15 protein-coding genes are annotated in these 14,658 nt (G+C 61.9%); 8 read left to right on the plus strand and 7 right to left on the minus strand.

Annotated elements, in window-relative coordinates; all coding sequences use genetic code 11:
- On the plus strand, nucleotides 1-285 hold a 285-nt coding region (locus tag PHD22_RS01990; RefSeq protein ID WP_299861560.1), incomplete at its 5' end, for a hypothetical protein.
- A 369-nt stretch (nucleotides 286-654) separates the two neighbouring features.
- The gene (locus PHD22_RS01995) at nucleotides 655-1,125 is read left to right on the plus strand and encodes a CreA family protein (protein WP_299861562.1); all 471 of its coding nucleotides are present in this window, start codon (nucleotides 655-657) and stop codon (nucleotides 1,123-1,125) included.
- 15 nt (nucleotides 1,126-1,140) lie between these two features.
- Here the strand turns inward: PHD22_RS01995 and PHD22_RS02000 are convergent, their stop codons facing one another.
- Nucleotides 1,141-2,451: an ATP-binding protein gene (locus tag PHD22_RS02000; protein ID WP_299861565.1), complete on the minus strand. Its 1,311-nt coding sequence runs from the start codon at nucleotides 2,449-2,451 to the stop codon at nucleotides 1,141-1,143.
- 191 nt (nucleotides 2,452-2,642) lie between these two features.
- Nucleotides 2,643-3,005: a hypothetical protein gene (locus PHD22_RS02005; protein WP_299861568.1), complete on the minus strand. Its 363-nt coding sequence runs from the start codon at nucleotides 3,003-3,005 to the stop codon at nucleotides 2,643-2,645.
- A 179-nt stretch (nucleotides 3,006-3,184) separates the two neighbouring features.
- Here PHD22_RS02005 and PHD22_RS02010 point away from each other — a divergent pair, with 179 nt between their 5' ends.
- Nucleotides 3,185-3,430: a DUF2249 domain-containing protein gene (locus PHD22_RS02010; RefSeq protein ID WP_299861571.1), complete on the plus strand. Its 246-nt coding sequence runs from the start codon at nucleotides 3,185-3,187 to the stop codon at nucleotides 3,428-3,430.
- A gap of 8 nt (nucleotides 3,431-3,438) precedes the next feature.
- On the opposite strand, the gene PHD22_RS02015 is transcribed toward PHD22_RS02010, so the two are convergent.
- Entirely contained in the window at nucleotides 3,439-4,134 is a 696-nt protein-coding gene (locus PHD22_RS02015) for a Crp/Fnr family transcriptional regulator (RefSeq protein ID WP_299861573.1), read from the minus strand.
- 400 nt (nucleotides 4,135-4,534) lie between these two features.
- Here PHD22_RS02015 and PHD22_RS02020 point away from each other — a divergent pair, with 400 nt between their 5' ends.
- From PHD22_RS02020 to PHD22_RS02030, 3 genes are all read left to right on the plus strand, one after another.
- A complete protein-coding gene (locus tag PHD22_RS02020) occupies nucleotides 4,535-7,504 on the plus strand; it encodes an EAL domain-containing protein (protein WP_299861576.1) in 2,970 nt (989 codons plus the stop codon).
- A gap of 102 nt (nucleotides 7,505-7,606) precedes the next feature.
- Nucleotides 7,607-8,380, plus strand: a complete 774-nt coding sequence (locus tag PHD22_RS02025) for a TerC family protein (RefSeq protein WP_366520668.1) — start codon at nucleotides 7,607-7,609, stop codon at nucleotides 8,378-8,380.
- Nucleotides 8,377-9,357, plus strand: coding sequence for a serine/threonine protein kinase (locus tag PHD22_RS02030; protein WP_299861582.1), 981 nt, complete (start codon nucleotides 8,377-8,379; stop codon nucleotides 9,355-9,357). The genes PHD22_RS02025 and PHD22_RS02030 overlap by 4 nt, the downstream gene beginning before the upstream one ends.
- A 3-nt stretch (nucleotides 9,358-9,360) precedes the next feature.
- Here PHD22_RS02030 and PHD22_RS02035 read toward each other — a convergent pair whose 3' ends face one another.
- Entirely contained in the window at nucleotides 9,361-9,864 is a 504-nt protein-coding gene (locus PHD22_RS02035) for an HAD domain-containing protein (RefSeq protein WP_299861585.1), read from the minus strand.
- A 148-nt stretch (nucleotides 9,865-10,012) separates the two neighbouring features.
- Between PHD22_RS02035 and fabI the strand changes: the two genes are divergently transcribed.
- Nucleotides 10,013-10,792 carry an enoyl-ACP reductase FabI gene (gene fabI, locus PHD22_RS02040; RefSeq protein ID WP_299861588.1) on the plus strand — a complete coding sequence of 260 codons (780 nt, stop codon included), beginning with the start codon at nucleotides 10,013-10,015 and terminating at the stop codon, nucleotides 10,790-10,792.
- Nucleotides 10,793-10,808: 16 nt separating this feature from the next.
- The gene (locus tag PHD22_RS02045; protein ID WP_299861591.1) at nucleotides 10,809-11,402 is read left to right on the plus strand and encodes a hypothetical protein; all 594 of its coding nucleotides are present in this window, start codon (nucleotides 10,809-10,811) and stop codon (nucleotides 11,400-11,402) included.
- A 49-nt stretch (nucleotides 11,403-11,451) separates the two neighbouring features.
- Here the strand turns inward: PHD22_RS02045 and PHD22_RS02050 are convergent, their stop codons facing one another.
- The 3 genes from PHD22_RS02050 to dbpA all read right to left on the minus strand — a co-directional run bounded on the left by PHD22_RS02050 (nucleotide 11,452) and on the right by dbpA (nucleotide 14,648).
- Entirely contained in the window at nucleotides 11,452-12,360 is a 909-nt protein-coding gene (locus PHD22_RS02050; RefSeq protein WP_299861594.1) for a recombination-associated protein RdgC, read from the minus strand.
- An 84-nt stretch (nucleotides 12,361-12,444) separates the two neighbouring features.
- Nucleotides 12,445-13,104, minus strand: coding sequence for a 5,6-dimethylbenzimidazole synthase (gene bluB / locus PHD22_RS02055; protein WP_299861597.1), 660 nt, complete (start codon nucleotides 13,102-13,104; stop codon nucleotides 12,445-12,447).
- A 74-nt stretch (nucleotides 13,105-13,178) separates the two neighbouring features.
- Nucleotides 13,179-14,648 carry an ATP-dependent RNA helicase DbpA gene (gene dbpA / locus PHD22_RS02060; protein ID WP_299861600.1) on the minus strand — a complete coding sequence of 490 codons (1,470 nt, stop codon included), beginning with the start codon at nucleotides 14,646-14,648 and terminating at the stop codon, nucleotides 13,179-13,181.
- Nucleotides 14,649-14,658: the final 10 nt, after the last annotated feature.

Raw genomic sequence — 14,658 nt, forward strand, 5'->3', positions numbered from 1 at the left:
TACAGAGTTTCTAAACCCTGTCAAGCAATTTCGAAATCGTTTTTAGGAAAACCAAAAAAACAACCACAAAACCACCTGCGCAGTGCCAGCTCGAATCTCTTCAAACCAACACCCCTCTCCACATCACCAAACCTTCTCAGACACTTCTTTTTTTCTGAGAACGTTTCCGCCTGCAGCGAAAGAGCTGCGCAGTATAAACACCCACAGAAAAACGTCAACACTTTTGAAGAAACTTTTGGAGGAACACTTTTAACAAAAAACGTCCGCCTCACAATGAATACCTGAAACGAATACAACTACACGGCAAACACCTCAGCCCAGAAACACACATCAACGCCTGCGCAACCAACACAGCCCACGCACAGAGAAAACAGAAACACGCAAACCATGTCGGTAGCGGCAGTGGTGGGCGTGAAGGGAAGCGCTCAAAGCGTTTGACGCCAGATATATGGCGAACGTGCTTGATGAGGGAGAAAATGCGCAGAGGTACGGAAGAGGGTTTCAGCACCAACGCCTGCGCCGCACTGAGCGAAGTGGGTTGCCCACATGCCCCACAGGGAAAGTAACTTGGGACTGCCGCCGATCAGACGAAAGCGGACCGTCTGGACAGAACAATTCTGTTAGCAGGCATGCGTCCATCAAAAGGAACCGTTCATGAGAACACCTTATGCCAGTCTTGCCACCATCGCGCTGCTAGTGGCAAGCCACTCATCAGCCCATGCAGGTACTGTCGGCTGCGTGACTACCGCCTGGAAGCTCATCGGCGCCAATCACAAGGTGTGCGTGGAGGCGTTCCAGGATAAAAAGGTGCCTGGTGTGACCTGCCACGTCAGCCAGGCGCGCACCGGGGGCGTATCTGGCAGCCTTGGTCTCGCGCCGGATCCATCCCAGTTCTCACTGGCTTGCCGCCAGACAGGGCCTATTACACTCCCTGCCCGGCTTCCGGAAAACGAGACCATCTTCTCGGAGGACACGTCTCTGATATTCAAGGAAACCCGGGTCGTCCGGCTATGGGATCAATCCAACAAAACTCTGGTTTATGTAGCCATCAGCCGCAAGCTGATCGAAGGTGCGCCTTACAACAGCATCTCGACGGTACCCATAATGCCGTGGGGCGGACGCTGAATATGAAGGGGCAGGTCAAGCACCCGGGGGCGCGTCCTCCGCCACCGGGGGAGTAATGAGCAGGGTCACCATGAAGGTGCTGCCCCTGCCTACTTCGCTGTGCACTTCGATGTGTCCGTGGTGGCGCTCGACAATACCCCACGAGAGGGCGAGCCCGAGACCGGTTCCCTTGCCCACCGGCTTGGTCGTGAAGAACGGTTCGAAAATGCGGGTCAGGTTTTCCGGCGGGATCCCCTGACCCGTATCACTGATGCTGACCCGGACAGAGTCTTCCCCTACCCTCTCGGTACGAATGGTCACCGTCCCCTGACCTTCAATGGCGTGAGCCGCATTGACCAAGAGGTTCATCCAGACCTGATTGAGCTGGGAGGGCATGCAACGGATCTCGGGGATGTCCCCATAGACTTTTTCTACTGTGCAGGTGTATTTAAGCTCATTGCGAACGATGTTGAGGGTGGAGTCGATGCCCTCATGGAGGCTGGCCCACTGCCAGTCATTGCCACCGGCATGGGAATACTCCTTCAGGTCATTGACGATCTTGCGGACCCGGTCAATCCCATCCCGTGACTCCTTGAGCAGCTGCAGGGCGTCCTCACGCAGAAAAGCGTAATCAATCTGCTGGCGCAATGCTTCAACGCCGGCAAAGAAAGATTGATTTCCGCATGCAGCTGCGGCTTGCTCATAAGCCTCAACCACCGCAAAGAGGTTTTCCAGATACTCGGCAAGGGATCCCAGATTGGAGCCGACAAAGCCGATGGGATTGTTGATTTCATGAGCAATGCCAGCTGCCAGTTGCCCCAGGGAAGCCATCTTCTCCGCCTGCATCAATCGCACCTGGGCCTTTTCGAGGGCTCTGGCGCCTCCTTCGACCTTATGTTTCAAGTGCAAGTTGTTCTTGTGCAGCATCTCTCTGGCGGCCTTGGCTTCCAGCTGGGCCCTGACCCGGGCCAAGACAATGCTGGCACGAATCGGCTTGTGAATGTAGTCCGCCGCACCAGCATCGAAGCCCCGCTGCTCATGCTCATCATCACTGAGAGCAGTGACGAAAATTACCGGGATGTGGTGGGTGACGGGGTTGGCCCGCAACTGGGCCAGCACCTCGAAACCATCCATGTCGGGCATCATGATATCCAGCAGGATGAGGTCCGGCTGCGGATCTGCCGCAGCACGGATCAGGGCGGCTCCGCCACAATCGGCCTGAACCACCCGGCAAGAGCGCCGAAGCAGACCGGAAAGTACCAAGCGATTGACAGCCTCGTCGTCCACCACAAGCACAATGCTCTGGTACTCCGGCGTACTCGGGGATGCGCTATCCATCTGTTCCATGAGCCAGGCTCGCAGCCTTAATAATGCGTATGCTTAAGTTGATGATTTACCCAAACCCGCCAGCACAAGGACAGCAACATGCCATCAGACCCCTCTGCCGGGCGGGGAGTCCCCATCGATCGATGCAACACTACCCGTTTTCCACGCTCCAGGGTTGATAGTCATCAAGGCACGGGAATGGGTAAAAAAACTCAGCATCCCAATACAGCCCGCTTCTCCTGATACAGGCGCCGCCGGTTAATCAGTTGCTCGGTGGTGCTTGCCGATTGGGGCAATTGCAGCGCGGCATCGGCACCACGGACCACCTCCAGCAATTCCTCGCAAAGGACTGCCCGGGCTGCTCCATCCAGATCGGTGGCAAGGTACAGGCGTTCTGCAGGGGGTGGGGGTTCTGGTGTAAAGCCACGGGCAGTCTCCTCATAGGGTCCGGGGGAGGGCACGCGGGTCACTGGCGCGTCGGGTCTGTGCTCCACCTTGATACGGTAGTGATCCGACCAGTAGGCAATCCCGACTGCCAGCAGCAGGGCCAGCAGAAAGGCTGACCCTTCCTTCACGACGCAGTCTCTCGATTCATGAGCCACAATTTACCATCCATCAGCCCGTGCCGGATATTGCCCATGCACACAGGCCTTGAAGCCATTCGCCTCGACATGCTCCTTGAGGCAGATCAAGGTGACAAGGCGCAGGCAGGATCACCCTGCAAAACTGGCCCGCCATAGAACGGAGAATACCCATGCCCGCCCCCCCTGATTCCGTCGTCGTCGACGCCCGCGGGTTGATGCCACCAGAGCCCATGCACCGGACCCTGGAGGCCCTGGATGTAATGCCTCCGGAGGGAGAGGTTATCCTGCTGCTGTATCGGGAACCTACACCCCTTTACGATATGCTGCACCGCAATGGGTATACCTACCGGGTCAAGCTGAACGAGCAGGGGGAATACGCCATCCATATCCGGCATGCCACTACCGGCACAGCCTGAGAACCAGCTCAGGTGTGCTCGGCCAGACGGGCTGCATCGTGGATCACGATATGCTTTCCCTGAACCGAGATCAGACCCGAATCGGACAACTCGTGAAAAATCCGCGACAGGGTCTCCGGCGTCAGACTGAGTCGTGAGGCAATCACCTGCTTGCTGGTCGGCAACTCCACCTCCTGACGGCACAGCGCAGAGGAGCGGGCAACACCATCGGCCAGCTGGAGCAAATAACCGATGACCCGTTGAGTAGAAGAGCGCAGCGCGTAAGACTCCACATCCTTGACCATGGAGTGCAACCTGATCGACATGCCCGCCAGTAGCTTGCGGGCAAAGCGGGGATCCTGCTCAATCTGATCAAAGACGGCAGTACTCGCGATATGGAGCAGCAGGGTATCCGCGAGCGCCTCACCGAGCACCGGATAAGGCTGGTCGAGAAACATCACGGCCTCCCCGAAACTCTGCAGCGGCCCCAGGATTTCCACCACTTTTTCATTGCCTTGGGCCGAGGTGAAGGCCAGCTTGACCTGCCCCCAGACCACTAGGAAAAAACCCTTGGGCTGATCTCCCCGCTGAAACAGGCGATCCCCCTTATGCAGGCGGCGCTCCCGGGTAGCCAAGGCCAGGTGGGCCAGATCTTCCGGTAAAAGGGCACTGAACAGGGGCATCCGGCTCAGCAGACCTGGAATATCGATCTTGTCGGTGGTCATGGGACAAACTCTCACTTCGGGCAACATGCCGGCAAAGATTCTAACCCTGTCACACCCCGCACCAATTCCTTATCCGCCTTACGTGCCCGCCGCTGGTTTGTCGAGGGTACTCACGCTGAGCTCAACCGCGCCCGCAAACGACTGGCACGCCACGAAAAGCCCAACGGGGGTTTGATAAGTTCCTGGCAGGGCCACAGGATCGACGGGCACTCTGGTTAAGACAGAAAAACAGCGGAAGACGCCCATCATGAGGGATTGCCACAGGCACGGCAAAGCACAGCCCCTTATGCGGAACGCGAGGAAGGCGCATTATTATGTGTCCCTTCCTTCGGTTGTCTCGATTTTTTGCCGAATGAACACCAAACCATGTATCCCGCCAGGACCCGAAGTCCAGAATACAGTGCCTGCCCAGCAGGAGCCTCACCACCTGCGCCTGCGCGGCGAGGCCCTGGAGCGACTGGCGCGAGGCGCTCCGCTGGAAGAAGTACTGCAGGTCATCGCCCGAGGAATAGATGCGCAGATTCCCGGCGCCACCTGTGGCGTGATGCTGCTGAGCACGGACGGTCGACACCTGCGCACCATCGTCCCCCCCCGACTACCGGATTTTTACAATCTGGCCGTCGATGGACTGGCCATCGGCGATGGCGTCGCCAGTTGCGGTACAGCGGCCCACCGGGGCTGCCGGGTACTGATCGACGACGTGGCCAGCCATCCCTACTGGACCGCCTACCGGGATCTGGCCCAGCAAGCGGGCATCATTGCCTGTTGGTCCGATCCCATCCCGGGGCCCAACGGCCGCCCCGTAGGCACCTTCGCCATCTACCACAAGCAGCCTACCCATGCGGAGGAATGCCACCTGGACGCCCTCGACTTCGGTGCCCGACTGGCCAGCGTCGCCATTCTCCACCACCTTCAGGCAAGCGCACTGCGCAATAGCCAGGCCCTGCTCCGGACGGTAATCGACGAATTTCCCGGCATCATCGCTCTCAAGGACGTCCAGGGGCGCTTCGTCCTGGGGAACCGGGGCGCCGCCGAGCTCTATGCCACCACTCCGGAAGAGCTTCTGGGGCAGGACGACAGTGCCTTCAATGCCAACGTAGAACAACTGGCCGCCTTCCGGGCGGATGTTCAGGAAATCATTTCCAGCGGCCAGACCCTCCGGGCAACCGAAACCAGTACAGATGCCCGAACCGGACAAATCCGCCATCTCCAGTCCATCAAGAAACCTGTCCAGGGGGCCCATGGCGAGCCCTTGGCGTTGATCATCGCCACTGACACCACTGATCTGGAAGAAACGCGTAGCAGCCTGGCCCGTAGCCGCAAGCACCTCGACCATGTGTTTGCGGCCATCGGGGAAGGCGTGTGGGACTGGGATCTTGTCGGTGACCGAATCACCCACAATCGACGCTGGTGCGAAATGCTCGAGCTGAGCGAGGCCTACCTGAGCCACGGGGCCATCGAATTCTTCGCCCTGATCCATCCAGATGACCGAGCCCGCGTCCAGGAGGACATCGAACGCTGCCTTGGGGGGGAAGGGCCCTATCACAGCGAGCACAGAATGCTTTGCGGAGAAGGCCGCCCCATCTGGGTTCGTGACCGGGGCGACGTCATCGAGCGAGCATCCGACGGCCGCCCCCTTCGGCTGATGGGCAGCATTGCGGATATCTCCATCGAGATGGACGCCCAGCAATACCTGCGCCTCACCGCCAGCGTGTTCCGCCACGCCCACGAAGCCATCGTGATCACCGACATCGACGCACATATCCTGGACGTCAACGATACTTTCTGCAGCAACTCGGGCTACACGCGGGAAGAAATCATCGGGCAGCACACCCGCCTGCTCCGCTCCGGCGAGCAGAACGACGCCTTCTACGCCAGCATGTGGGCCAGCCTTCACCGGGAGGGTGTGTGGCACGGAGAGCTCTGGAACCGCAAGAAGAACGGCGAGCTGTACGCCCAGCTTGGCAACATCTCGGCGGTACGCAACGAAGCCGGTGAAACCACCCACTATGTCGGGCTGTTCTCCGACATCACCGCCCTGAAGGAAAGCCAGCGGCATCTGGAACATCTCGCTTACCACGACGCCCTGACCCAGTTGCCCAATCGCAGCCTGCTGGCCGACCGGTTGCAGATGGCCCTCGCCCAGGCGACCCGGGAATTCACCCTCACGGCGGTGGCCTATCTGGATCTGGATGGTTTCAAACCGGTCAACGACACCCTGGGCCACGATGCGGGAGATCTGCTGCTGATTGAAATTGCGCGCCGCCTTCAGGCATCGGTGCGCGCAAGTGACACCGTGGCCCGACTCGGTGGAGACGAGTTCGCCCTGATTTACAACGGACTGGAACACAGCGGGGAATGCGATCAGGTCTTCGAACGCCTCCTTGCGCGCCTGACTGAACCGATACTCCTTCATGGACGGGAAATCCAGGTCAGCGCGAGCATCGGCATCACCCTTTTCCCCGAGGATAGATCCGACCCGGACACCCTGCTGCGCCATGCGGACCAGGCCATGTATCGGGCCAAACAAGCGGGCGGCAACTGCTTCCACCTTTTCGACCCCGCACAGGAACGCCGCCTGCGGGTTCATCGGGAAGCACTCACGCGCATCGAGAACGGCCTCGCTGCCCGGCAATTCACACTCCATTACCAGCCTAAGGTGGATGCCCGGGATGACCGCCTGGTAGGGCTCGAGGCCCTGCTCCGCTGGCAGGACCCGGAACGGGGCCTGGTCCTCCCGGCCACATTCCTGCCCCTCACCCTTGGTACGCCCGTGGAAGTGGAGCTGGGCAACTGGGTGCTGGAAACGGCCATCGACCGGGTCGCCGCACTTCATGCGGCGGGCCATTCCATACCGGTCAGCATCAACGTCTCACCCCAGCATCTGGCCGACCCGGGCTTCGTCCCCACCCTGTCCCACCTCCTGAAATCACACCCCCATCTCCCCCCTGGTCTAGTGGAGCTGGAAATACTGGAAAGCTCCACCCTGGGCGACATCGGCTCGCTGGCCGGGATCATGGGAGCCTGCCGGGCGCTTGGAGTCAGCTTTGCCCTGGACGACTTCGGCACCGGCTACGCCTCCCTGACCTACCTGCGGCGCCTCCCGGTACACACCATCAAGATCGATCAGTCCTTCATCCAGGACATGCTCGAAGACACCGACGACCTGGCCATCGTTCAGAGCGTCATCGGCCTGGCCGCAGCCTTCGGACGTCAGGTCATCGCCGAAGGGGTGGAAACACTTGCTCACCGAGATGCCCTGCTGGCCCTCGGTTGCCACCTGGTCCAGGGGTATGGCATTGCCCGACCCATGCCCGGCGACGCACTTGAAGACTGGATCCGCAGCCACGGAGGAGGAACTGCTTCATAAAGCTCCGTTGCAGCGCAATACGAACCCCCCCATTTCGTGCGACCATGCACAATACGCGACCCTCTTAGGGGCCGCGCGCCCCGAAACAACCGAATGCCGACCATGGAATTCCTGACCGACCCGCAACTGCTGATCGCCTTCTTCACGCTGACCGCCCTCGAGCTGGTCCTGGGCATCGACAACGTGATCTTCATCTCCATCCTGGTGGACAAGCTGCCCCCGGAAAAACGGGCCTTTGCCCGGCGGCTCGGTCTGTTCCTGGCCATGTTCATGCGCATTGCCCTGCTGGCTGCACTGTCCTGGCTGGCCGGTCTGACCGAGCCCATGGTCACGGTGCTCGACCACGGCTTCTCCGGACGTGACCTGATCCTGCTGGCCGGTGGCCTGTTCCTGGTCTGGAAGAGCACCCAGGAAGTACATCAGTTGATGGAAGGCGAGGAAGGGGAGGCATCGAGTGCCGTGCAGGCCACCTTCGGCGCGATCATCCTGCAGATCATCATGATCGACATCGTGTTCTCGCTGGACTCCATCATCACTGCCATCGGCATGGTCAACAACCTGCCGGTGATGATCGCTGCAGTGGTCGCCTCCGTCGGCCTGATGATGGTGGCCTCTGGCCCGATCAGCGACTTCGTCTCGCGTCACCCCACGGTCAAGATGCTGGCCCTGTCCTTCCTGCTGGTGATCGGAGTGGTTCTGATCGCAGATGCCTTCGGTCATCACGTGCCGAAGGGCTACATCTACTCGGCCATGGCTTTCTCGGTGATGGTTGAAATGCTCAATCTGCGCATGCGTTCCAGGCAGGTTATCAAGGTGGAGCCGGTCAAGCTGCACGAGCCCTATGTGCGTGAAGTACGCAACGAGGGCCAGCAGTGACGGCGCCCTTCGGGCGCCTCACTCCCGATTTCATCCTCTCCGCGGTGGAGGCTGCCGGCCTCCGCTGCGATGGCCGGCTGCAGACACTCAACAGCTACGAAAACCGGGTCTACCAGGTGGGCATAGAGGACGATGTCCCACTGATCGCCAAGTTCTACCGGCCTGAACGCTGGAGCGACGCAGTCATCCTGGAAGAGCACACCTTTCTCGCCGAACTGGCTGAAGCGGAAATCCCCGTGGTGCCGGCGCTCCCCATCGACAGCCGGACCCTGCACCACGTCGAGGGCTTCCGGCTGACCCTGTTCCCCCGTCGAGGTGGCCGAGCACCAGAACTGGACCGGCCAGAAGTCCTGACATGGCTCGGGCGCTTTTTGGGCCGTATCCACGCCGTTGGTGCCCGCGCACCCTTCGCCCACCGCCCCACCCTGGATATCCACAGCTTCGGTGAGGAACCCCGGGACGCGCTGCTGGCCTCCCCCTTCCTGCCCCACGAACTGAGAGTCACCTGGCAGTCGGTGGTGGAGCAGGCTCTCGAGGGCATCCGGGACAGCTACGAGCGGGCGGGTCCGCAGCCCTTGATCCGGCTCCATGGCGACGTACACGGCGGCAACGTGCTCTGGACCGACGCCGGGCCCCACTTCGTGGATTTCGACGATGCCCGTAACGGCCCCGCCGTCCAGGACCTGTGGATGCTTCTGTCCGGAGATGCCCAGTCCATGGCACGGCAACTGGACAGCGTGCTGGAAGGCTACGAACAGTTCGCCGACTTCAATCCGGCCAGCCTGCACCTGGTGGAAGCCCTGCGCACCCTGCGCCTGATCCACTACGCCGCCTGGATTGCCCGGCGCTGGGACGATCCGGCCTTTCCGGCTGCCTTCGGCTGGTTCGACAGCCCCCGCTACTGGCAGGAGATGATCCTGGCCCTACGGGAGCAGGTCGCTCTGATGGCCGAAGGAGAGCTGGTCAGACTGTGCTGACGCTCAGGGCATACCCTCCTGCCCCTGGAAGCTGCCGTCCCTGAAGGCCTCCAGCAGCCTGCGCATCCGTCCCGCGTCCTCTTCGGTGAAACCCTGTTTGAAATCCGTCAGCACCAGCCGGGCGCGGGTCGGCCAGTTGCCAGGCGCATCATCCACGGCCAGCCACTGGGCATTTGGCCCACGGCGATCCAGCCACTGACGGGCCTCCCGCTCGCGCAGGCCATAAAGCTCATTGGGGTGGCGGGGAAAGATGGTCGGAGAACAGTCGATCACCCTGGAGCGGATGTCTTCTGAAAACCGGGCAGAGAGCTTGTGCAGGGAGAACAGGGTGCGCCAGTCGGAAGCGATGATGACCCGGGTTTCCGGGTACTCCCGCAGCACGGACTCGACCAGGGGGAGGCAGCGAAAATCCTCTGCCTCCCCCCAGGGATGGGTGACCCCGTCAAAATCGAGGAAGACATAAACGGGATTCAGGGAAGCCCCTGGAGACTGGAGGTTTTCGGCCATTGTTTGATGCATCGCAACAAAAAAGCTATGGAAAGAAGGAAACTTGCCATTAAGCAAAAAATGACCGCGTAACAGTAAGCCTGGATTATTCTAGTTTGTGCAGGTTGCTGCAGCGCAGTATTTTTCTCTACCCAACGGAGCTCGCAATATGAAACCAATCATCAACCTTGAAGGCAAAGTGGGCCTGATTACCGGCATCGCCAACGAAAAGTCCATTTCCACCGGCGTGGCGGAAGCCTGTATCGAGGCCGGAGCCAAGGTCATCATCACCTACCAGAACGAAAAGACGCTGGCTTTCATCGAGCCCATCGTCAGCCGCCTGGGTGTCGAGGACGTGATGCTGCTCGACGTGACCAAGCCGGAAATCGTTGATGATGTGTTCGCCCAGATCGATGCCAAATACGGCAAGCTCGACTTCGCGATCCACTCCATGGCCTTCGCCAAGCGTGATGACCTGCACGGCCGCGTGGTGGACACCTCCGCCGACGGCTTCGCGCTGGCGATGGACGTGTCCACCCACTCCTTCCTGCGCCTGGCCCGCAAGGCCGAACCCCTGCTCGAGAAAGCCGGCGGCGGCTCACTGATCACCATGACCTACCTGGGCAGCGAGAAGGTCATCGCCAACTACGGCGTGATGGGTCTTTGCAAGGCTGCTCTCGAAGCGGCAACCCGCTACATGGCCTTTGAGCTGGGCTCCAAGAACATCCGCGTCAATGCCATCTCCCCGGGCCCGCTGATGACCCGCGCCGCCTCGGGCATTGCCGGCTTCGACGGCCTGATGGCCGCTGCAGTGGACCGCTCCCCGCTGCACCGCCTGGTGACCCCGGAAGACGTCGGCGCCCTGACCGCCTTCCTGATCTCCGACGCTGGCCGCAACATGTCCGGCGGCGTACATTTTGTGGACGCCGGCTACAACATCATCGCGTGATCCCTGTCGATCAACCATGATCGACAACCACCCCGCCCATCCGGTCGAGGCAGGCAGCATGTCCCGCCTGCCAGATCCGGTGCCGGCACACCCCCTGCTCGACGGACTACCGGAGCTCGGGCGGGGGGAGTCCTCTGTCGTGCTCGACCCGGGCGATGGTCAGCGCGTCTTCAAGGTGGTCAGTTCCCCAGCCGATTACTTCTACCTGGCTGCCGAGGATCGACCTCAGGGTCTGCACTTCCCCCTCCTGATCCACGACCATGGTGTGATCGGCAAGGCCAGCAACGGCTATTCCTTCCGGCTGCTTGAGATCGAGCGCCTGCACCCGGTTTCCGGCCCCACCGAAACCCTCGCCCACCAGTTGTCCGCCGCCTACTGGGAAGGATGCGAGAAATGGGCCAACATGGGGATGAACCGGGGTCGTCTGGCGCTCTACCATCTTACCCGGGAACCGCCCCCCGGGCTGCCAGACAGCCTGATCCAGGCTCTTTCGGCCTTGTCCGACTTCATCGAGGAGTACCCGGTGGAGCCGGACATCCTCAACCCCAGCAACCTGATGATGCGGGCCGACGGTACCCTGGTGCTTTCCGACCCGGTGTTCCTGCCCTGAGAAGCCGGGCCGGAAACCTCCGGAGCCCCGGCCGCCGGGGAACACTCCCTCAGATCACCGCATCCTTCACTTCGCCGCCCAGCACCTCCAGCAGCGCCGGAATAAGGCGGGAGAGCTCCCCGCTCATCAGGGCGAAATCGGCCTCCATCTGCATGTCGGCAGCGTCCGCCTGACGCTCGGCCTCTTCCTTGATCACATCCAGGAAAGCCACCCGCTTGATCTCCATCTTCTCGGTGAGGATGAAACTGATCCGGTCGTCGAAAGTCAGCGCCAGCCGGGTGGGCAGCTTGCCGGCAGCCAGGTGGTCCTGGACATCCTGTCCGTCCAGGGTGTGACGTACATAACGCACAGCCGCCTTCTCGTCGGTCACGGCCCGCAGCTCGCAGTCCTGGTCGATGGTGAAATTGCCCTTGGCCTCGTTCGCCAGCAGCCACTCGGTCATCACCGACACGGGCGACAGCTCGGTCTTGACCATCTTGACCGGGAGCTCGTCCAGAGTGTCGCGCAGGGCATCCAGCATTTCCTCAGCCCGGGCCGGACTAGCCGCATCCATCACCAGCCATCCCCCCACCGGATCGATCCAGCCGTACACCTTGCGTCGTCGGGTGAAGGCCCGCGGCAGCAACTCCTGCAGCACGGCCTCCTTGATCTCCTTCATCTGCTTGCGGCCGGGTTTGAAGCCCTGCTGGGCCTCGATCTGCTCGGCCTTGTCGGCGGCCACCTCATTGACCACCGACGAGGGCAGGAGCTTCTGCTCCACCAGCAGGCTGACCAGAAAATGCCCTCCCACAGCCAGCACGAAACGATCGTCCTTCGTAGGGGAGCTCCAGCCCCGGCTGGCCATGTCTTGGCTGCCACACGGAACGAAGGGCTTGGCCACCAGCTTGTCGTTGAGGGTTTCGAGGGTCAGACCCCAATTAACGGGGAGACGGTAGATCTGGAGATTGCGGAACCACATGAAGGAATGTCCGTTGCTGATATTCAAAGGGGGCGGCATTGTAGCCGTACAGGGCAGCCGCCGTGAAAGCGGATCCACCGTCCGTCACGAGGGCGTGACCGTCTGCCATCCGTTCTCGAAGACGACCGTCTCCAGCGGCATGCGCTGGGCCCAGTCATGGATCTCGAGCATCGGGCGGGGATAGAAGGCCTCCACATGGCCGATGCAGAGGATGGCCACCGGACGGGCACCCGGCGGCATGGCCAGCAGCTGGGCGAGCTCCACAGGGTCGAAGATGGAGACCCAGCCCAGGCCGATGCCCTCGGCGCGCGCCGCCAGCCACATGTTCTGGATCGCGCAGGCCACCGAGGCCAGATCCATCTCGGGCAGGGTCCGGCGACCAAAGACATGTTTCTCACGGCCGTCAGCCAGGGCAACCACCACCACCTCGCCCGCCTCAAGCAGACCCTCCACCTTGAGGCGCATGAAGTCTTCATCACGCTCGCCCAGAGCCCGGGCCGTGGCCTGACGCTCCACCTCGACCAGGGCGTGCATGCGCTCACGCAGGCCCCGGTCGGTGATGCGGATGAAGCGCCAGGGCTGCATGTAGCCCACACTGGGGGCATGGTGGGCCGCCCACAACAGGCGCGAGAGGAGGTCCGGATCCACCGGATCGGACCGGAAGTGGCGCATGTCGCGGCGCTCAGCGATCACCCGGTAGATCGCCGCGACGTCACTGTCGGGAAAACGATGGTTTTCAGCCATGATGGAATCGAAGAGAAATAGGGAATCAGGACCCGCCGGAAAAAGAAGGCTCAGTCCAGAGATGAGCCGCCAGTTTACCCCTCCAGGCGCCGGGCGCGGACCTTGCGGCCCTTGATCTTGCCCTCGCTCAGACCTCGCAGGGCCTGGGCAGCAGCAGCCCGCTCCACCGCCACGTAGGTGGATTGATCATTTACGTTGATCCGGCCGATCTGCCCGGCGGCCAGACCGGCACCTGCGGTCAACGCACCCATCACGTCACCGGGACGGATCTTGTCCTTGCGGCCGCTGAGGATCTGCAGGGTCACCATGGGAGCCTGTAAGGGGGGTGGGTTTTCGTCAAGCAGCCCATCCAGGGATTCCCACACGGGCTGAGTGCCCTGGGCTGCGATGATGGCGGCAACCCGGTTACGGTCGCCGGGGGCCACCAGACTCAAGGCCCAGCCTTCCTCGCCAGCTCGACCGGTACGACCAATCCGATGGACATGCACCTCGGGGTCCGGACTCATGTCCACATTGATGACCGCCGCCAGCCCGGCAATGTCCAGCCCCCGGGCGGCCACGTCGGTGGCCACGAGCACGCTGCAGCTGCGATTGGCAAAGCGTACCATCACCTGATCCCGTTCCCGCTGGTCCAGTTCGCCATGGAGCGCCAGAGCATCCACTCCCTCGGCGGTGAGGACGTCCACCAGATCGCGGCACTGCTGGCGGGTGTTGCAGAAAGCCAGGGTACTTTCGGGCCGGTAGTGCCGTAACAGCAAGCCCACCGCTTGCAGGCGCTGCCCGGGTGCCACCTCGTAGAAGCGCTGGCGAATCGTGTCCTCCGCATGCTGCTCGGGCAACTGGATGATCTGGGGCTGGCGCATGAACTGCCGGGCCAGACGCACCACACCCGGAGGATAGGTGGCGGAAAACAGGAGGGTCTGGCGCACCCTCGGACAGGCCCCGATCACCTGGGCAATATCCTCGAAGAACCCCATGTCCAGCATCCGGTCCGCCTCATCCAGCACCAGGGCGGTCAGACTCGCCAGCTGGAGGGAGCCCCGGGAGAGGTGATCCAGCACCCGTCCTGGGGTTCCCACCACCACGTGGGCACCGTGAGCCAGACTTTCTGCCTGCGGGCGAATGGGGGCTCCGCCGCACAGGGTAAGGATCTTGATGTTGTCCTCAGCGCGGGCCAGGCGGCGCAGCTCCTGGCCGACCTGCTCCGCCAGCTCCCGGGTCGGGCACAGCACGAGGGCCTGAACGTCGAACCGGCGCAGCTGCAGACGGGGCAGCAGGGCGAGGCCGAAGGCGGCCGTCTTGCCGCTGCCGGTACGGGCCTGGGCGATCAGGTCATGCCCGTCCAGGGCCACCGGCAGGGCCGCCGCCTGGATGGGCGTCATCGTGTGGTAACCGAGCCGCTCCAGGTTGGTCAGCACGGCGGACGGCAAGGCAAGAACGGAGAAGGGCTCCGGCGAGGAGGCCGCCGGAGGAGGAACAAGGATGGCATCGGGCAGGGTATCCAGGGAGACCATGTCCGGCAGCGGGGAGATTGGGGAAGTCATGCCGGATTAT

The sequence above is a fragment of the Zoogloea sp. genome (genome assembly GCF_028693495.1).
In the GTDB taxonomy this organism is placed as follows: Bacteria; Pseudomonadota; Gammaproteobacteria; order Burkholderiales; family Rhodocyclaceae; genus Zoogloea.